Below are 19697 nucleotides of genomic sequence, written 5' to 3'. Positions count from 1 at the left end.
ACGCGAGTTTATCGGGCGGAGGGTTGACGGGCGCGGACATCGGGGTGATATTTGGGATGCCAAATTTTGGTATCCCAAATCGCCGTCGCCGCACTGTGTCACACGGGGCCTTCGCCCCGGCCGGGGGCTCCGCCACCCGGAACCCCCGAAAGAATGTGTCGATCGGAGGCCCGCATGACCGCCGCCCCGCTCACCGAATCCCAGCAAGAGACGAGCCCGCCGCCGGATCCCCGGCTCTGGAACGAAGACCTCGCCCCGGCGAAGGACCGCCGCTGGAAGGTCTACGACATCTTCGCGCTGTGGATGTCCGACGTGCACAACCTCGGCAACTACACCTTCGCGGCCGGGCTGTTCGTGCTCGGCCTGTCGGCCTGGCAGGTGTTCACCGCCCTGCTCTTCGGGTTCGTCATCATCTACGTCGGCATGAACCTGATGGGCCGGATCGGGCAGCGCACCGGCGTGCCGTTCCCGGTCGTCGCGCGGATCAGCTTCGGCACGTTCGGCGCCAACCTGCCCGCGCTGATCCGCGCGGTCATCGCGATCTTCTGGTACGGCATCCAGACCTACCTCGCGAGCGTGGCCATCACGCTGCTCGTGCTCACCATCGACCCGGGCCTGAAACCGTTGACCGAGCACGGTTTCCTCGGCCTGCACGCGCTCGGCTGGATCTGCTTCGTGGCGCTGTGGGCGGTCCAGGCGCTGATCCTCACCCGCGGCATGGAGTCGGTGCGCAAGTTCCAGGACTGGTGCGGCCCGGCGATCTGGCTCGTGATGATCGCCCTCGCCGTCTGGATCCTCGCCGCCGGGCACTGGCACATCTCGCTGACCAGCAGCCCGAAGCACCTGTCGCCCGGCGAGCAGATCCGGCAGTGGTTCGGCGCGGCCGGGCTGATCCTGGCCACCTACGGCACGCTGATGCTGAACTTCTGCGACTTCTCCCGCAACGCGCCGGACCAGAAGACGGTGAAGCGCGGCAACTTCTGGGGCCTGCCGATCAACTCGACCGCGTTCGCGCTGCTGTCGGTGATCGTGACCGCGGGCAGCATGCAGGTGTTCGGCGAGGCCATCACCGACCCGGCCGAGCTGCTGTCCAAGGTGCACAACACGCCGGTGCTGATCGCCGGCGCGCTGACGTTCGCCGTCGCCACCATGGGCGTCAACATCGTCGCGAACTTCGTCTCCCCCGCCTACGACCTGGCCAACATCTGGCCGAAGCGGATCACGTTCACCGTCGGCGGGCTGATCAGCGCGGTCGCCGCGCTGTGCGTGCTGCCGTGGAAGCTCTACTCGTCCCCGACGGTCGTCAACTACTTCCTCGGCGGGCTCGGCGCGTTCCTCGGGCCGCTGTTCGCGATCATGATCGTCGACTACTACCTGATCCGGCGCGGCAAGGTCGACGTCGCTCAGCTGTTCGTCGACGGCGGGATCTACCCCCGGGTGAACCCGCGCGCGCTCGTCACGTTCTTCCCGACCGCCGCGCTGGCCGCGGTGATCGCGCTGGTGCCGTTCTTCGCGCCGGCCGCGCCGTACTCGTGGTTCATCGGCACGGCTTCGTCGGCGGCCCTGTACTTCGCGGTGTCGAGGAAGCACCGATGAGGATCGTCGTCACCAACTGCAACACCACCGAGGCGATGACGAAGGAGATCGAGGCCGGGGCGCGCGCCGCCGCGAGCCCCGGCACCGAGATCCTCGCGCGCACGCCTCGCTGGGGACCGGAGTCCGCGGAAGGCTGGCTGGACAGCTTCCTGTCCGCCGCGGCGGTGCTGGACCTGTTGCGGGGCCTGGACGAGCCGTTCGACGCGGTGGTGCTCGCCGGCTTCGGCGAGCACGGCCGCGAAGGCGCGCGCGAGCTGCTGGACGTCCCGGTCGTCGACATCACGGAAGCGGCCGCGCACCTGGCCTGCCTGCTCGGCCGCCGCTACGGCGTGGTGACCACTTTGGACCGGACGTGCGGGCTGATCGAGGACAGCCTGCACGCGGCGGGAGTGGCGCAGAACTGCGTCACGGTCACCGGCGCCGGGCTCGGCGTGCTGGAGCTGACCGACGAGCGCCGCACGGAGTCGGCGCTGCTGACCGCGGGCCGTCGCGCCCGCGACGCCGGCGCGGAGGTGCTGGTGCTCGGCTGCGCCGGGATGACGGGCCTCGACCGGAAGATCGCGACGATGCTGGACATCCCGGTGATCGACGGCGTCGCGGCCGCCGTCCGGCTCGCGGAGTCACTGGTGGCCCTGGGGCTGAAGACCAGCCGCGCGGGGTCCTACGCGCGTCCGTTGGACAAACGCCGTACCTGGCCCGATTGACATCGCCCGCACCGCCCGGACAGAATCGCCACTGCCGTACCGCCGCCCGGTGACGAGTGGGGACTTTGACGTCCCCGAAAGGGCGGTCGAAGGTGCGAAGGCTACGCGTACTGGGCGCGCTGGCGCTGTCTGCGAGCATGATCCTGGTCCCGGTCAGCGGGACGGCGGTGGCCGCGTCGCCACCGCACACCGTCGTCACCGACGGCGGCAAGCTCGCGGCGATCCGGCAGGCCGTCCGCGGCGGGCACGCGTCCAAGGCCCAGCGGGACGCGCTGAAAGTCGTGCTGGACAAGGCGAACACCGCGCTGACCGCCGGCCCCTGGTCGGTCATGGACAAGCCGACCGCGCCGCCGAGCGGCGACAAGCACGACTACCTGAGCCACGCGCCGTACTGGTGGGCGAGTGCGAAGACGCCGGAGAACCCGCAGGGCTGCCCGTACGTGAACCGGGACGGCCAGCGCAACCCGGAGGCCGACGCGATCACCGACCACACCTACCGGATGGTCGCCTGGGACGCGATGTACTACCTCTCGCTCGCCTGGTACTACACCGGCGACGCGAAGTACGCGAAACGCGCGGCGCTCGACATCCGGACCTGGTTCCTCGACCCGGCCACCAAGATGAACCCGAACATGACCTACTCGCAGATCATCCCGTGCAGGACCACGATCAGCGGCACCGGGATCATCGACTCGACGCAGTCGTTCAGCCAGGTCGTCGACACGTTCGCGCTGCTCGACGGCGGGGCCCCGGGCTGGACGGGCAAGGACCGCGCCGGCGTCAAGGCGTGGCTGACGCAGTACCTGACCTGGATGCAGACCAGCCCCCAGGCGAAGCTGGAACTGGCCGCCACCAACAACCACGGCACCTTCCTCGACATGCAGAACGCGACGATCGCGGCCTACCTGGGCCAGCGCGACACCGCGCGGAAGATCGTCCTCGACGCGGAGAAGAACCGGTTCCCGGTGCAGTTCGCCGCCGACGGCAGCCAGCCGCTGGAGCTGACGCGGACGATGTCCTGGCACTACGTCAACTTCAACCTCACCGCGTGGGGCCGGATGGCGGAGGTCGGGAAGAACCTCGGCATCGACGTCTGGAAGTACCGGGCACCGAACGGGGTGACCCTGCGGACGGTCGTCGACCAGCTGATCCCCGGCGCCCTGCACGGCGCGGAAGCCTGGCCGCACCAGCAGATCGGCGTGTTCGACCAGTCGATCGCGGCCGACATCTTCCACGCCGCGGCCGAGGAGGCCCACGACTCCGCCGCGGCCGCGGCGCTGAAGCAGATGCCGCTGCCGTCCGGCGGCGACACGTGGCCGGTGCGCGTCTCGTGCTTCCCGCTCGACCCGCCACTGAAGTAGGGGCAGTGGTCAAAAAAACCGGACACCACGCCCCATAGCGCACACCCTCCCAGATTGGTCTAGTCCAAAGTATTGACACTCGGTGTCCGCGCGCGCACATTCATGACCGAGGCCGGCCCCGCTTCGTGAAGAACCGTCGCGTACGCCCTCTCCCGCGCCGTAGCGGCCCGGGAGAGGGCCGTCCGCCTGCGCGAGGAGACGCCCATGCAGCGAAGATTCGCCCTGGTCGCCGCCGCGGCCGCCGCTGTCGTGATCGGCGGGCTGACCGTCGCCGGCCCAGCGGCGCCCGGTGCGGCCGCCGCGACCTCCGGCGGGGTCCGGATCGCCTACTACGACCAGTGGAGCATCTACCAGAACGCCTACTACCTGAAGAACGTCGACGCCATCGCCGGCAACCTCGACTACCTCCTCTACGACTTCGAGAACATCGACCCGAACAACCTCACCTGCTTCGAAGCCACGAAGGCGACGACGCCGGATCCGGGCGGCGAGACCGACCCGAACGCGGGCGACGGCGGCGAGGACCAGTTCGCCGACTACCAGAAGACGTTCGGCTCCGACATCAGCGTCGACGGCACGGCCGACACCTGGAACCAGCCGATCGTGGGCAACTTCCACCAGCTGCAGGAGCTCAAGGCGCGGCACCCGAACCTCAAGGTGCTGCTGTCGATCGGCGGCTGGACGTACTCGAAGTACTTCTCCGACGCCGCCGCGACCGACGCGTCGCGCAAGAAGTTCGTCAGCTCGTGCCTCGACATGTTCATCAAGGGCAACATCCCCGCGTCCGGCGGCTACGGCGGCCCGGGCACCGCGGCGGGCATCTTCGACGGCATCGACATCGACTGGGAGTACCCGGGTTCGCCCACCGGGCACGTCGGCAACCACTACAGCGCCGCCGACACGGCGAACTACACCGCGCTGATGGCGGAGTTCCGCAGCGAGCTGGACGCGTTGGGCGGCAAGCACTACGCGCTGTCGGCCGCGTTGCCGGGCGGCCAGGACAAGATCGCGAAGATCCAGACCGACAAGATCGGGCAGTACCTGGACTTCGGCGACGCGATGACCTACGACATGCACGGCGCGTGGGACGCGACCGGGCCGACGAACTTCCAGGACCCGCTGTACTCCTCGCCGAACGACCCGTCCGGCACGATCCCGCCGGGCACCGAGAAGTACACGACCGACTCGGTGATCAAGGACTACCTGCACGGCAACAGCGCGTACGGCATCGCGGGCGGCTTCCCGGCGAACAAGCTGACGCTGGGCATCCCGTTCTACTACCGCGGCTGGACCGGCGTGCCGGCCGGGTCGAACCACGGCCTGTACCAGTCCGCTTCGGGGCCGTCGCCCGGGCACGCGCTGAGCGGCAACGTGCCGGGCGTGGCGATGTACAAGGAACTCTCCGGCGTCGTCGACAACCCGGCGGACACGTACTGGGACCCGGTCACGCAGTCGGCCTGGTTCTACGACGGGACGAACTTCTACGGCGGCTCGTCGGCGCAGTCGGTCAAGGCGCGCACGGACTACATCCACTGCACCGGCCTCGGCGGCGCGATGATGTTCTCGCTCTACGACCTGGACCCGGGTTCGACGTTGTTCCACGCCGTGGTCAACGGGCTCGCGGCCTCGACGCCGAACTGCTCGAGCCCGCCGCCCACCACGACCCCGACGACACCCACCACGCCGACCACTCCCACGACACCGACGACCCCACCGACGACCACGACCCCGCCGACCACCACGCCCACCACGCCGCCTTCGGTGCCCGCGTGGGCACCGTGGACCGCGTACGCCGCCGGTGCCAAGGTGACCTACAACGGCCAGACGTACACGTGCCGCCAGGCGCACACGTCGCAGCCGGGCTGGGAACCGCCGAACGTCCCGGCGCTGTGGCTGGCTAGCTGAACGACGTCGTGAGTGAGAAACAGCGTTCTAACGCTGTTTCTCACTCACGACGTCAGTTGCCAGTGGGGGCGCCGACGCCCGGTGCGGGGGCCGTCGCGTTGCCCGCGATGCCGTACCGGCCCGCGCCCCCGTCGAGCTGTTCCTTCAACGCCAGCACCGTGCTCACCCGCCCGGCCGACGAGTCCACGTTGTCCACAGTGGACAGGATCGACGTCGCCGAGGTGTCCGCGCGGACGACGCCCAGCGGGCCCGTGCCTTCCGCGGAACCGGCGTCGCCGGCCAGGACCGTGCCCGCGCCACCGCGGTCGAGCTGCGTGGCGAACCGGGCGATCGTCGCCGAACGGTCACCGGCGCCGTCGCCGGTCGGCTGGGGCCCGGTCAGCACGATCGCCAGCTGCGCCGGCTTGACGTCCGCCCCCGCCTTGACGAACCCGCCGTCGGTGAGCCCGCCGATCGCGGCGGCCAGCTCTTCGCCCGACGACTGCGGCTTCGCGGTGGTCTTGTCCAGCAGCAGCACCGAACCGAGCAGCGCGCCGGCGAGCGTGCCGGAGTCGCCCGCGGTCGGGAACTTCGAGCCCGCGGGCTGCAGGCGCGTGACGACGTCGCGGAGCTGGTCGGCCTTCTCCGGGTCGGCGAACGCGGACGTCAGCTGCACCTCACCGGTCACCGACGCGCCGGCCTGCCCGATCAGCTGCTTCAGTGCGTCCCGGTCGGCCGGGCGCGCGTCCTCGGTGGTCACGAGCACCACCGACCGCTTGTCGAGCGCCCCGGCGACGACCTTCGGGCCCATCGAGCCGGCGAACGCGTCCGCGTCGGCCAGCCGGGCGTTGAGCGCGTTGCGCTGCGCCTCGAGGTCGGAGACCTGGCTGCCCAGGTCCTTCTTCTCCCCCGCGAGCCCCGACAGCAGCGTGCCGTTCAGCGCCGTCGAGCCGAGCACGACCCCGACGGCGAGCGCGAGGAAGCACGCGGCGATGGAAACGACGTGGTAGCGCAGCGAAATCACGTGAACAATCCCTTGACCCAGGCAGCGAGCGAATTCCCGGTGTGCCGGAGCCAGTCCAGGTAGACCGAGCCCACGTCGGACACCAGCAGGGCCGCGGCGACCACCACGACCGCGGCGAGCACGAGCAGCACGACCGCGCCGACCGACACCCGGCTGCGGTGCAGCGTCGCCACGGCCTTCCCGTCGACGAGCTTCGTGCCGAGCTTCAGCCGGGTCAGGAACGTCGACGGGTTCGACCCGGACCGCCCGTGGTCGAGGAACTCGCGCAGCGTCGCCTGGAAGCCGACGGTGACGACCAGGCTCGCGCCGTGCGCGTCGGCCAGCAGCAGCGCGAGGTCCTCGGCGTTGCCCGACGCGGGGAACGTCACCGCGCCGATGCCGAGGTCCTGGATCCGCTCGACGCCGGGCGCGTGCCCGTCCGGCTGGGCGGGCACCACGACCTCGGCGCCGCCGCGCAGCGTGGTGGTGCCGATCCCGGTGGGGTCGCCGACGATGACGTCCGGCCGGTAGCCCTGCACGCGCAGGGTGTCGGCACCCGCGTCGACGCCGATCAGCACCGGCCGGTGCTCGCCGATGTACTTCTTGAGCTTCTTGAGGTCCTCGGCGTGCCCGTTGCCGCCCGCGACGACCAGCACGTGCCGGTCGCGGAGCGCCACCTTCAGCTCCGGCACGCCGACGCCGTCGAGGATCAGCGTGCGCTCGCGGCGCAGGAACTCGATGGTGTTGGCCGAAAACGCTTCCAGCTGCGTCGACATCCCGGCCTTGGCTTCGATCATCTGGTCCGCGACGCTGTCGGCGGTCTGCTCGATGCCGGAGGCGACCTGGCGCTCGCCGACGTACACGACGCCGTCGTGCAGCCGCAGCTTCGTGCCGTCCTTGATGGTGCGCAGCAGCTCACCGCCGACCGAGTCGACCAGCGGGACGCCGGCGGCCACGAGGATTTCGGGCCCCATGTTCGGGAAGCGGCCGGAAATCGACGGCGAAGCGTTGACCACGCCGGCGACCTCGGCCTCCACCAGGGCGTCGGCCGTCGCGCGGTCGAGGTCCAGCTGGTCGAGCACGACGATGTCGCCAGGACTGATCCGGCGCAGCAGCTCCCGGGTGCGGCGGTCGACCCGGGCGACCCCGGTGATCCCCGGGAGGGGTTCTTGGTTCCGCGTGAGCAAGCCGGTGAGCTTCATGTGGCCGATGGTGACAAATTTGCTCGTGGGACGAGGTACGCCACGCCGTAGCCGGGGTGACTCGTTGTGGTGAGCCCCCTCGCCCTCCCCCGCGCGGGTCAGGCTTCGGACTCCTCCGAAAGCGAGCCGAAGTCGAGGTTCACCCAGGGGCTCGCCGGGTCCTGAAGGAGCTGGTGGTGGACCCGCACGGCCGCCGGGTACCACTCGCCGAACGCGTCGTCCTCGGCGTGCAGCACGCGGCCCATGAGGTACCCGGCGGACAGGTCGGCCCATGACTGGTGGTAGCGGCGCGCGAGCGAACCGGCTTCGAGCACCATCAGCTCGGCGGTCAGCGCGTCGCAGTAGCCGACCGCGAGCCCCCACCGGGCGATGTTGACCGCGCGGCCGACGTCCCACGACAGCGCCGTCGTGACGAACCCGTCCGCGTCGACCAGGCCGTCGGCGCGGAAGCGCTGTTCGCAGCGCGAAACCCGGCGGACGGTGTGCCGCAGCTCCTCGGCCTGGTCCTCGGCGTCGTTCTCCGCGCACCACCGGTCCACCAGTTCCACCCAGGTCAGCGGGTCGAACTCGCCGTTGCGCAACCCGAACTCGGCGGCGAACCGCAGGCGCAGCATGAGCACCAGGTTGCCGGGCGTCAGCGCGTAGCCGTCGCCGATCAGGTCGGCCATCGTCGCGCGCCAGGCCGGCGGGTCCGGCACACCCCACCAGTCCCGCAGGCCCCGCACCTCGGCGACGTAGTCGTGGCGGCGCGCGTCGAGGACGTTCCACGGCGCCGCGTTGAGCACCGCCAGGTGCGCGCCGCACGCCAGCGCGTGCGCGATCGGCCCCTCGAGGTGCCCGTACGGCGCGGTGATCAGCCGTTCGACCTGCTCCTCCAGCGGGACGACGTCGTCGTGGTGCGCGTCGAGCCAAGGCTGCAGGGTCGCGCCCGGCAACCGCCACTCGCCGCGGGTGCCGCGGTTGAACACGACCCGCTCGTGCCGCCCGACGCCGTCGACCGCCCAGTCGAGCGCGCCGCTCATGGCGACGACGTCCGGGCCGAGGTCCGGCAGCGCGCCGCGGGTGAAGACCTGCAGGAACTCGTCGCCGCCCGTCTCGAAGTAGACGTTGGGGAAGGTTTCGGCCCGCTCGTCGAGGATGCTGTGGGCGTCGACCCGCCGGATCGGGACGAAGAGCTCTTCCCCGGCGAGCAGGCCGAGGTAGCGGTCGAGGTCGCCGTCGCGGCGGGCGGCGGCCAGCTGCGCTTCGACGTCGGCGGGCGGCGGCAGGATCACGGGGCGGCTCCCTCCGCTCGGCCGGTCAGCACGACGAGCTTGCCCGCCGTCCGGTTGTGCTCCAGGTCGTCGTGCGCCTGCCGGATCTCCGTCATCGCGTACACCTTGGCCGGGCCGAGGCTGGTCGTGCCGTCGGCGATCCGGTCGAGGTGGCGCTGGAGGACGGAGGCGGGCAGGTCGTCCGCCTCACCACCATAAGCGGTCAACCGCACCCCGGCGGGAAGGTAGCCGATCGGATAGAAGTTCGAGATCGTCTACTGGTTGGACAGCATGCCCGTGAAGCACACGGTGCCGTGCACTCGGGTGGCCTTCAGGGTGTCCGGCAGGGTCGGCGTCCCGACGAGTTCGAGGGCCGCGTCGACGCCTTCGGGCGCGATCTCCCGGACCTGGCGCACGACGTCGCCGTCGTCGAGCAGCGGGTGGTCGACACCGTGCCCGCGCAGGGTTTCGAGGCGATCCGGCTGCCGGGTGGTCGCGAAGACCGTGGCGCCGAGGTCTTTCGCCAGGGTCGCGGTGGCGAACCCGAGCGCGGACGTCCCGCCGCGGATCAGCAGCGTCTGGCCGTCTTTCAGGTCGAGGCCGGTGGTGAGCGAGCCGTACGCGGTCTGGAGCGTCTCGGGGACCTGGCCGATGACCGCCCAGGGCAGGGTGCTTTCGAAGGGGATGACCTGGTTCTTCGGCACGACGGTGTGTTCGGCGTAGCCGCCGTCGAACGTGCGGCCCATCCCGCCCATCATGGTCGCGACCTGCTGCCCCGGCGTGAATTCGCCGCTGGGATCGGCGTCGACCACGCCGACGGCCTCGATCCCGGGCACCCGCGGGAACGTGACGCCGTCGGCCAGACCCAGGCGGGTGTGCAGCTCGGACCGGTTGAGGCCGAACGCCTTGACGGCGATCCGCACCCAGCCCGGCTTCGGCGAGGGCAGCGGAAGGTCTTTCAGTTCGAGGTTTTCGACGGGACCGGGTTCTCGGAGTACCACCGCGCGCATCGGGGTCCTTTCTTCGCGGGCGAACAGCCCGCACAACACCCGTCGGCGCGAGAAGTATTTCCCGGGACCGCTACTTCTTCTTGGCGGCCCGCTTCCGCTTCGGCACGAACTCGGCCTTGTCCTTCTCCGCCGTGGCCAGCAGTTCCTCGGCGTGCGCCCGGCCGGTCTCGTTGTCCATCCCGGCGAGCATCCGAGCCAGTTCGCTCACCCGCTCGGTCTGCTTCAGGTTCTTCACGCCGCTTCGGGTCACGCCGCCGCTGTGGCCCTTGTCCACCACCAGGTGCTGGTCGGCGAACGCCGCGACCTGCGGCAGGTGCGTCACCACCAGGACCTGGTGCGTGCGCGCCAGCCGGGCCAGCCGGCGGCCGATCTCGACCGCCGCGCGGCCGCCGACCCCGGCGTCGACCTCGTCGAACACCAGCGTCTGCACCGTGTCCGCGTGGGCCAGCACCACCTCGATCGCCAGCATCACCCGCGACAGCTCGCCGCCCGACGCGGCCTTGTGCACCGGCAGCGGCGGCGCGCCGTCGTGCGCGCGCAGCAGCAGCTCGACGTCGTCGACGCCGTCCGCGCCCGCGTGCACCGCGCGGCCGTCGATGGTCAGCGCGTGCGTGTCGCCGTGCTCGGCGGGGCGCTGCTCGACCGTCACCTCGATCGCGGCCTGGCCCATCGCCAGCCCGGAGAGCTCACGCGTGATTTCGGCAGCCAGCTCGGCCGCCGCCTTCTCCCGGGGCGCCGACACCTCAACGGCGTGCGCAGCCAGCTGCACCGCGAGCTGGTCGCGCCGCAGCGCCAGCTCGGCGAGCGCCTCCTCCGAGGTGTCCATCGACTCGAGCCGACGACGCGCGTCGTCGGCCCAGGCGAGCACGCCGTCGACGTCCGCCGCGTACTTGCGGGTCAGCCGCTTGAGGTCGCCTTGGCGCGCCAGCACCTTCTCCAGCAACGCCGGGTCGGCGTCCAGCGTCTCGACGTACGAGCCCAGCTCGGCCCCGACGTCGGCCAGCAGCACCGACGCCTCCTCGAGCCGCGGCGCCAGCTCGCGCAGCACGCCGTCTTCGGACGTCGAGAGCCGCCGCAGCGCCTCGGAGACCAAAGCCATCGCGCTCGGGACGTCCGGGTCGCCGTCCAGCGAGCCCGACAGCGCGACGTGGGCCTCCGTCGCGGCCGCGCGCAGCTCGTCGGCCGCCGCGAGCCGCTTGATCTGGGTGGTGAGGTCGACGTCCTCGCCCGGCTCCGGCGCGACGGCGTCGATCTCGGTGAGCCCGTGCTTCAGCAGGTCGGCCTGCTGGGCCATCTCCCGGGACCGCGTCGACCGCTCGGTCAGCTCGGCGATCACCGCCAGCCACTCGGACCGGACCTCGCGGTACGCGCTGAGCGGCTTGCCCACCGCGTCGCCGGCGAACCGGTCGATCACGTCGCGCTGTTCGCTCGGGCGCAGCAGCCGCAGCTGGTCGTTCTGCCCGTGCACCGCGATCAGCTGTTCGGACAGCTCCGCGAGCACGCCGACCGGCACCGACCGGCCGCCCAGATGGGCGCGCGAGCGTCCGTCGACCGCGACGGCCCGCAGCGCGATGACGCTGCCGTCCTCGTCGACGTCGGCACCCGACTCGGTGACGATCCGTTCGGCGCCTTCGACGCCGGCGTAGGTGAACCGTCCTTCCACGAACGCCTTGAGCATCCCCGTCCGGACCTTGGACACCTCGGCGCGGCCCCCGGACAGCAGGTGCAGCCCGGTGACGACCATGGTCTTACCGGCACCCGTCTCACCGGTCACGACGGTGAAGCCCGCGTGCAGTTCCAGCAGGGCGTCCTCGATGACTCCGAGGCCCTGGATGCGCATCTCGGCCAGCACGCCGCCTACCGTAGCGGCCCCCACCGACACTCTGCGCGCGCGGGACCCCGGCGAGTCGCCGATATGTTCGAACGGATCGCCCAGCGGTAGTTACTCGCAGGGGCGAGCGTGGCGCTCCCGCCAGCTCTTCACCGGCAGCGAGAACTTCTGCACGAGCCGGTCGGTGAACGGGCCGTCCCACAGCCGGACCAGCCGGACGGGGGTCTGGCCGCACGTCACGCGCACGCGGGCCCCCGGCGGCAGCTCGATGAGCCGGCCGCCGTCGCAGGTCAGGACGGCGGACGAGCCGTCGGGGTCGATCCCGACGGTGATCACCGAGTTCCGCGAGACGACCAGCGGCCGCGCGAACATCGCGTGCGCGTTGCTCGGCACCACCAGCAGCGCCTGGACGTCCGGCCAGATGATCGGGCCGCCCGCCGAGAACGCGTACGCCGTCGAACCGGTCGGTGTGGCGCACAGCACACCGTCACAGCCAAAGGCCGAAACCGGCCGGCCGTCGACTTCGATGAGCGCGTCGAGAACCCGCTCGCGGGTGCTCTTCTCGACGCTGGCCTCGTTGAGCGCCCAGGTGCGGGCGACCTCGGCGCCGGCGTGGGTGACCGTGACGTCGATGGTCATCCGCTCTTCGACCTGGTAGTCGCCGTCGACGACGCGCTGCACGGTGTCGGCCAGCGCGTCCGAGTCGGCCTCGGCGAGGAAGCCGACGCGCCCGAGGTTGACGCCGAGCACCGGCACCCCGGCCGGGCGGGCCAGCTCGGCCGCCCGCAGCAGCGTGCCGTCGCCGCCGAGGACGAACACCAGCTCGACGCCGTCGGCGGGGTTGTCGTCCGGGTCCACGACGGTGCAGGTCGACCCGACGCCGTGCCGGTCCGGGTTGATGAGCGCGCAGACGTCTTCCTCGATCACGCGGATCCGGATGCCGGCCTTGGCGAAGCGCGCCGAGACCTCGCGCGCGGCCTCGCCCGTCGCTTCGCGATCGGGGTGCACCATGAGGAGCACTTCACGTTCGGTGGTCATGCGGGCCCTTCCTCGACGGCGGTTCGGACGAGCCGCTCGGCCTCAGACCTGTCTACCGCGTCCACAGTGGACTCGGCCACGTGTTCTTTGCCCAGCCACACGAAGTACTCGACGTTCCCGGACGGCCCCGGCAGCGGGCTCGCGGTGACGCCGCGCAGCGCGAGCCCCAGTTTCGCGGCCTCGTCGATGACGGAGAGCACCGATTCGGCGCGCAGTTCCGGATCGCGGACGACGCCGCCGCTGCCGAGCCGGTCCTTGCCCACTTCGAACTGCGGTTTCACCATCGGCACCAGATCGGCGCCTTCGCGCGCGCACGCGACGAGCGCGGGCAGCACGAGCTTGAGCGAGATGAAGGAGAGGTCCCCGACGACGACGTCGACCTGGCCGCCGAGGTCGTCGGGAGAGAGGGTGCGAACATTGGTGCGGTCCATGACCACCACACGGTCGTCAGTGCGGATCCGCCAGTCGAGCAGGCCACGGCCCACGTCGGCGGCGATGACGGTGGCGGCGCCGTTCCGGAGCAGGACGTCGGTGAAGCCGCCGGTGGACGCGCCGGCGTCGAGGCAGCGCTTGCCTTCGACGCTCAGGCCGTCGAACGCTTTCAGGGCGCCGAGCAGCTTGTGCGCGCCGCGGGAGGCCCAGCCGGGGTCGTCCTCGTCGCGGACGACGATGGGCGCGTCGGACTCCACGCCGGTGGCGGGCTTGCTCGCCACCATGCCGCGCACGGTGACCTTGCCGCCGGTGATCAGGGCCGAGGCCTGCTCGCGCGACCGGGCGAGGCCGCGCCGAACCAGTTCCGCGTCGAGGCGCGCCCGCTTGGGCACCGTGGTCAGACCTTGTCGATGCTGGAGAGGGCGACCGTCAGCTCGGTGTGCACGGCGTCGAAACGCTCGACGTGCTCCGCGAGCGGCAGCGCGTCGAGGTCGTCCAGGCCGGCGACGGCTTCGTCGATGCCGGCCCGCGGGTCGGTCTGCTGGGAGAACGAACCGGGCGGCGGGCCCGGGACGGGGTACGGGTGGTCCTGCACGTCACAAACGGTATCAGTCAGGCGAGCTTCGCCTTGGCGCGCTCGCCGAGTTCGGTGACGCCGGTCTCCCAGGCCGTGTGGCACAGCGCGCGGAGCAGGTCCAGGTCGTCGCCGTCACCCTCTGCTTCGAGAACGCCGTTCTCCGCGGTGACGGACCAGCCCGGGCGCGGCCCGATCTTGAGGTCCTCGGCTTTGGACTCGAGGGCCGTGAGGTCCCGGGCGAGGTAGGTGGCGCGCTCGGCCGGGATGGCCTCGATCAGCTGCTTCGGCGTCGCGACGCCGGACAGGACGACGAGCGAGTCGAGGCCCGCGGCAACCGCGCCGGCGATGTCGGTGTCCAGCCGGTCACCGACGACGAGGGGATGCTCCGCACCGGCGGACTTCGCCGCGGTCTGGAAGAGCAGCGGCTCCGGCTTCCCGGCGACGAGCGGCTCGACGTCGGTGGCGGTGCGCAGCGCGGCGACCATCGAGCCGTTGCCGGGCAGCAGCCCGCGCTCGCTGGGCAGGGTCGCGTCGACGTTGCAGGCCACCCAGAGCGCACCCGCCCGGATGGCCAGGCACGCCTCGGCCAGCGCGGCCCAGGTGTTGTCGGGTGAGTGCCCCTGGACGACCGCCTGGACGCCGTCGCCGTTCTCCCGCACCGGCTTCAGGCCGGCCCCGGCGACCTCGGCGACGAGCGACTCCGTGCCGACGACGAGGACCTCGGCGCCGGCCTCGAGCCGTTCCTGCAGCAGCTGCACGCCGGCCTGGGCGCTCGTGTGCACCTCACCGGCGTCGGCGGGCATGCCGAGTCCGGTGAGGTGGTCGACGACCTCGGCCGGGGCCTTGGACGCGTTGTTCGTCACGAACCGGACCGGCGTGCCGTGCTCGCGCGCGGCCCGGACCGTCTCCGGGGCGCCCGGGATCACCTGGGAGCCGTGGTAGACGGTGCCGTCGAGGTCGAACAGGACCGCGTCGTAGGCCGCGAGCAGCGCGTCACTCATCCGCGTCTTCGGTGTCCTTCGTCTCGGTGTTCTCGGTGTTGTCGGTCTTTTCGTTGGCCAGGTCCGCGGCGCGCTCGGAGGCGTCGGTCTCGTCCTCCGCGTCGGCCTCGGCGGCGTTGAGGAACCAGCGGACGGCGTCGTCCTTGCGCCCGGCGGCCTCGAGGTTGTCGGCGTAGGCGTAGAAGAGCCGCGCGCTCCACGGATCACGCTTCTCGGCCTTGAGGTCGTCGCTCTGCAGCGAGACGACGGCGGCGTCGAGCTGCCCGAGGTCCCGCCGCGCTCCGGCCGCGACGATCGCGAGCTCGACCTGCGTGCCCTTGCTCAGCTTCGCGGTGTCGGCCTCCTTCGCCAGGTCGAGGGCGCGTTCGGGGCGGCCCAGCGCGCGCTCCGCGTCGGCGATGATGGCGATGTGCTCGTCGCTGCGGGTCATCCGCCGGACGGCCCGCAGTTCGGAGAGGGCCTCCGACCAGTTGCCGGCGTGGTAGGCGACCAGGCCGAGCGCCTCGCGCACGATCGGGACGCGCGAAGCCTTGGCCTTGGCGTACTTGGCGTGCTCGAGCGCGGCCTCGGGATCGCTGTCGATCAGGCCCCCGGCGGCGACGAGGTGCTTCCCGACGGTCTCGGCCAGCCCCTTCGGCAGCGTCCTCAGCTCGCGACGGACCTCCTCGTCGAGGTCGGAGTACTCGATGTCCTCGGGCAGTTCAGGCGCTTCGAGCAGTTCCTTGGCGAGAGCCTCGTCGTCGAGCGGAGCCCCGACCTTGGGCCGCGGCTCACGGCGAGGACGGTCGTCGCCGCGCTTGTCGTCACGCTTGTCGTCACGGCGCTGGTAGCCGGTCTTGCCACCACGGTCGTCGTCGCGCCGCTGGTAGCTGCTGCGGTCACCGCGGGGACTGTCGCTGCGCCGGTCGTCGCCGCGGCGCTGGTAGCTGCCACGGTCGCCGCCGCGGTCGTCGTTACGCCGGTCGCCGCCGCGGTCGTCGCTGGGCCGGTCGCCGCCGCGGTCGTCGCTGGGCCGGTCGCTGCCACGGTCGTCACGGCGCTGGTAGCCGCCACGCTCGTCGTTACGCCCGTCGCTGCCGCGGTCGTCGCGCCGCTGGTAGCCGCCGCGGTCCTCACTGCGCCGATCGCTGCCGCGGTCGTCGTCCCGGCGCTGGTAGCCGACGCGGTCGCTGCCGTGGTCGGTTCCCCGACCGCGGTCGCTCGAACCGTAGCCGCCGGTCTTGCCGCCGCGGTCGTCGTCACGGCGCTGGTAGTCGCCGCGGTCGCCGCGGGAGTCGTCGCGGCGGTCGCCGGAGCGGAACCCGCCGGTGCTGCTTCCGCGGTTCCGGTCGCCCGAACCGTACCCACCGGTCTTCCCGCCACGGTCGTCGTCGCGCCGCTGGTATCCGCGGGAGTCACCGCCGCGGCCACGGTCGTCGGAGCGGAAGCCACCCGAGCGGCGGTCGTCGCTGGCACCGCGCCCACGGTCGTCCGAACGGAACCCGCCCGAACGCCGGTCGTCACTGCCACCGCGCCCACGGTCATCCGACTTGAAGCCGCCCGGACGCCGGTCGTCCGAACGGTAGCCACCCGTCCGGCCACCGCGGTCGTCGGAGCGGTAGCCGCCGGGACGACCGCCCCGGTCGTCGTCGCGCCGCTGGTAACCGCGGGAGTCACCGCCGCGGCCACGGTCGTCGGAGCGGAAACCACCCGAACGAGTGCCGCGGTCGTCGTCGCGGCGGGGTGAGCCGCCGCGGTCTTCCCAGCGGGGCTTGCGGTCGCCGAACGACGCCTTGCCCTGGGGCCGGCTGCCGCCGGGGCGGCCACCCCGGTCGTCGGAGCCGCGACTCGAGCGCTCGCCGCCGCGGTCCTCGTAGCGACCACCCGAACGGTTGCCGCCGCGGTCGTCGAACCGACCGCCGCCCGTACGGCCGGAGCCGCCCGAAAACTTGCTGCCGCCACCCGGCCGACCGGCGCGGTCACCCGAATCACGGTAGCCGCCGCGGCGATCGTCGCGATCACCGGTGCGACCGCTGTCACGGCCCTGACCTGCGTATCCTCCGCGCTGGTCGCGGTCGCGGGGACCGTCACCGCTGCGGAACGGCTTACCGCCGCCGCGGACTCCCTGGTCGTCCCGGCGTGGCCGCCCCTGATGGGCGCTGTCACGGCCGCCGCGGTCCTGCCGCGCACCGCGCCGGTCTCCCCGGGGTGCGTCCGACCGGTCCCGGGAGCCTTCGTCCCGGCGTGCCGATCGGCCGGACCCATCATCCGCTGAGTCTCGTCGACCGAACTCGGACACCTGGCCTCCTGCCATGGAAAAAATCTTGTTCTGGACATACGCGTACGGCCCGCTAGGGCAGCCAACTGGCTATCCTAACGGGCCGTACGGAAGGTAAGTTCGGCGGTGTCCTACTCTCCCACAACCCTTCGGCTGCAGTACCATCGGCGCTATCAGGCTTAGCTTCCGGGTTCGGAATGGGACCGGGCGTTTCCCTGACGCTAAAACCACCGAAACACTACGAAACAACACATCTGCTCAACCTAGAGCAGCGTGTGGTGTTTCAGAACCGTAGAGTGGATGCGTAACACCTTCGTAGGCAAGTCCTCGGCCTATTAGTACCAGTCAACTCGACAACACATTACTGTGCTTCCATCTCTGGCCTATCAACCCAATGGTCTCTTGGGGGCCTTAACCCACAAAGGGTGGGATACCTCATCTTGGAACAGGCTTCCCGCTTAGATGCCTTCAGCGGTTATCCCTTCCGAACGTGGCCAACCAGCCATGCCCCTGGCGGGACAACTGGCACACCAGAGGTTCGTCCGTCCCGGTCCTCTCGTACTAGGGACAGCCTTCCTCAAGTATCCTACGCGCGCGGCGGATAGGGACCGAACTGTCTCACGACGTTCTAAACCCAGCTCGCGTGCCGCTTTAATGGGCGAACAGCCCAACCCTTGGGACCTACTCCGGCCCCAGGATGCGACGAGCCGACATCGAGGTGCCAAACCATGCCGTCGATATGGACTCTTGGGCAAGATCAGCCTGTTATCCCCGGGGTACCTTTTATCCGTTGAGCGACACCCCTTCCACCAGGAGGTGCCGGATCACTAGTCCCGACTTTCGTCCCTGCTCGACATGTCTGTCTCACAGTCAAGCTCCCTTGTGCACTTGCACTCAACACCTGATTGCCAACCAGGCTGAGGGAACCTTTGGGCGCCTCCGTTACTCTTTAGGAGGCAACCGCCCCAGTTAAACTACCCATCAGGCACTGTCCCTGAACCAGATCATGGCCCGAGGTTCAGATTCCCAATTCGACCAGAGTGGTATTTCAACAACGACTCCACAGCCACTAGCGTGACCACTTCACAGTCTCCCACCTATCCTACACAAGCCGAACCGAAAACCAATACCAAACTATAGTAAAGGTCCCGGGGTCTTTCCGTCCTGCCGCGCGTAACGAGCATCTTTACTCGTAGTGCAATTTCGCCGGGCCTGTGGTTGAGACAGCCGGAAAGTCGTTACGCCATTCGTGCAGGTCGGAACTTACCCGACAAGGAATTTCGCTACCTTAGGATGGTTATAGTTACCACCGCCGTTTACTGGCGCTTAAATTCTCAGCTTCACCCCCCAAAGGGAGTTAACCGGTCCTCTTAACGTTCCAGCACCGGGCAGGCGTCAGTCCATATACATCGTCTTGCGACTTCGCATGGACCTGTGTTTTTAGTAAACAGTCGCTTTCCGCTGGTCTCTGCGGCCACCCACCCCTAGCCCGAAAAAGGCTTCAGAGTGTTTGGCCCCCCTTCTCCCGAAGTTACGGGGGCATTTTGCCGAGTTCCTTAACCACAGTTCACCCGATCGCCTTGGTATTCTCTACCTGACCACCTGTGTTGGTTTGGGGTACGGGCCGTGCATGCACTCACTAGAGGCTTTTCTCGGCAGCATAGGATCACTCTACTTCGCCTCAAACGGCTACGCATCACGTCTCAACCTATATGGAACACGGATTTGCCTATGTTCCGGCCTACACGCTTACACCAGGACAACCATCGCCTGGCGGAGCTACCTTCCTGCGTCACCCCATCGCTTGACTACTACGAAATCAGGCCCCACGCTCCACACACCCAACTAGGTCCGAAGACTTCGCCGAGCGGCTTCGGGTGGTTAGTATCAAACGCCTCGTCATGGGCGCACATGCTCGGGTACGGGAATATCAACCCGTTGTCCATCGACTACGCCTGTCGGCCTCGCCTTAGGTCCCGACTTACCCTGGGCGGATTAGCCTGGCCCAGGAACCCTTGGTCATCCGGCGGCAGAGTTTCTCACTCTGCATTCGCTACTCATGCCTGCATTCTCACTCCCACACCCTCCACGACTGGCTTCCGCCGCCGCTTCCCCGGATGCAGGACGCTCCCCTACCCATCCACACCACTAGATCGTTCCCTCAAGGAGAACAACCGATGTATTGCATGAATGACACAGCTTCGGCGGTGTGCTTAAGCCCCGCTACATTGTCGGCGCAGGACCACTTGACCAGTGAGCTATTACGCACTCTTTCAAGGGTGGCTGCTTCTAAGCCAACCTCCTGGTTGTCTGGGCAATCCCACATCCTTTCCCACTGAGCACACACTTAGGGGCCTTAGCTGGTGTTCTGGGCTGTTTCCCTCTCGACGACGAAGCTTATCCCCCGCCGTCTCACTGCCACGCTCTCACACTACGGTATTCGGAGTTTGGTTGATTTCGGTAACCCGGTAAGGCCCCTAGACCATCCAGTAGCTCTACCCCCGCAGAGAAACACGTGACGCTGCACCTAAATGCATTTCGGGGAGAA

Annotated in this window: 13 protein-coding genes, 2 rRNA genes and 1 pseudogene (1 of these 16 only partly in view); 4 read left to right on the top strand and 12 right to left on the bottom strand. The window is 69.7% G+C overall.

All coding sequences use genetic code 11. The features are described from left to right. Window positions 1-174: 174 nt before the first annotated feature. The 4 genes from OG738_RS27915 to OG738_RS27900 all read left to right on the top strand — a co-directional run bounded on the left by OG738_RS27915 (window position 175) and on the right by OG738_RS27900 (window position 5566). A complete protein-coding gene (locus tag OG738_RS27915; protein WP_329045289.1) occupies window positions 175-1596 on the top strand; it encodes an NCS1 family nucleobase:cation symporter-1 in 1422 nt (473 codons plus the stop codon). After that, window positions 1593-2300 (top strand): aspartate/glutamate racemase family protein, encoded by a 708-nt coding sequence (locus OG738_RS27910; protein WP_329045286.1) that lies wholly within the window; start codon window positions 1593-1595, stop codon window positions 2298-2300. The genes OG738_RS27915 and OG738_RS27910 overlap by 4 nt, the downstream gene beginning before the upstream one ends. Window positions 2301-2392: 92 nt before the next feature. Continuing rightward, window positions 2393-3661: an alginate lyase family protein gene (locus OG738_RS27905; RefSeq protein WP_329045285.1), complete on the top strand. Its 1269-nt coding sequence runs from the start codon at window positions 2393-2395 to the stop codon at window positions 3659-3661. Window positions 3662-3865: 204 nt separating this feature from the next. After that, the gene (locus OG738_RS27900) at window positions 3866-5566 is read left to right on the top strand and encodes a glycosyl hydrolase family 18 protein (RefSeq protein WP_329045282.1); all 1701 of its coding nucleotides are present in this window, start codon (window positions 3866-3868) and stop codon (window positions 5564-5566) included. A gap of 52 nt (window positions 5567-5618) precedes the next feature. Here the strand turns inward: OG738_RS27900 and OG738_RS27895 are convergent, their stop codons facing one another. The 12 genes and pseudogenes from OG738_RS27895 to OG738_RS27840 all read right to left on the bottom strand — a co-directional run. Then, complete coding sequence (locus tag OG738_RS27895) at window positions 5619-6569, bottom strand: copper transporter (RefSeq protein ID WP_329045281.1); 951 nt, start codon at window positions 6567-6569, stop codon at window positions 5619-5621. Continuing rightward, on the bottom strand, window positions 6566-7750 hold the full coding sequence (gene steA / locus OG738_RS27890; protein ID WP_329045279.1) for a putative cytokinetic ring protein SteA: 1185 nt from the start codon (window positions 7748-7750) through the stop codon (window positions 6566-6568). Before steA ends, OG738_RS27895 begins: the two co-directional genes overlap by 4 nt. 98 nt (window positions 7751-7848) lie before the next feature. Continuing rightward, on the bottom strand, window positions 7849-9024 hold the full coding sequence (locus OG738_RS27885; RefSeq protein WP_329045278.1) for a DUF1266 domain-containing protein: 1176 nt from the start codon (window positions 9022-9024) through the stop codon (window positions 7849-7851). Then, window positions 9021-10013, bottom strand: a pseudogene (locus OG738_RS27880) (zinc-binding alcohol dehydrogenase family protein). The gene OG738_RS27885 and the pseudogene OG738_RS27880 overlap by 4 nt, the downstream one beginning before the upstream one ends. A gap of 70 nt (window positions 10014-10083) precedes the next feature. Beyond that, window positions 10084-11865 (bottom strand): DNA repair protein RecN, encoded by a 1782-nt coding sequence (gene recN, locus OG738_RS27875; protein ID WP_329045277.1) that lies wholly within the window; start codon window positions 11863-11865, stop codon window positions 10084-10086. Window positions 11866-11955: 90 nt separating this feature from the next. Then, entirely contained in the window at window positions 11956-12882 is a 927-nt protein-coding gene (locus tag OG738_RS27870; RefSeq protein WP_329045276.1) for an NAD kinase, read from the bottom strand. Beyond that, entirely contained in the window at window positions 12879-13706 is an 828-nt protein-coding gene (locus tag OG738_RS27865) for a TlyA family RNA methyltransferase (protein WP_329045274.1), read from the bottom strand. The genes OG738_RS27870 and OG738_RS27865 overlap by 4 nt, the downstream gene beginning before the upstream one ends. Window positions 13707-13711: 5 nt before the next feature. Then, a complete protein-coding gene (locus OG738_RS27860) occupies window positions 13712-13909 on the bottom strand; it encodes a hypothetical protein (protein WP_043774930.1) in 198 nt (65 codons plus the stop codon). 17 nt (window positions 13910-13926) lie between these two features. Further along, the gene (locus OG738_RS27855) at window positions 13927-14892 is read right to left on the bottom strand and encodes an HAD-IIA family hydrolase (protein WP_329045269.1); all 966 of its coding nucleotides are present in this window, start codon (window positions 14890-14892) and stop codon (window positions 13927-13929) included. After that, complete coding sequence (locus OG738_RS27850; RefSeq protein ID WP_329045268.1) at window positions 14885-17170, bottom strand: hypothetical protein; 2286 nt, start codon at window positions 17168-17170, stop codon at window positions 14885-14887. Before OG738_RS27850 ends, OG738_RS27855 begins: the two co-directional genes overlap by 8 nt. A 97-nt stretch (window positions 17171-17267) precedes the next feature. Continuing rightward, window positions 17268-17384, bottom strand: a 5S ribosomal RNA gene (gene rrf, locus OG738_RS27845). Between the two features lie 80 nt (window positions 17385-17464). Beyond that, window positions 17465-19697: ribosomal RNA gene (locus tag OG738_RS27840) — 23S ribosomal RNA — on the bottom strand (it continues 894 nt past the right edge of the window).

The organism is Amycolatopsis sp. NBC_01488 (genome assembly GCF_036227105.1).
GTDB lineage: Bacteria > Actinomycetota > Actinomycetes > Mycobacteriales > Pseudonocardiaceae > Amycolatopsis.
The sequence above is the reverse complement of the archived record's forward strand: the minus strand, read 5'-3'. Positions and strand labels throughout refer to the sequence as shown.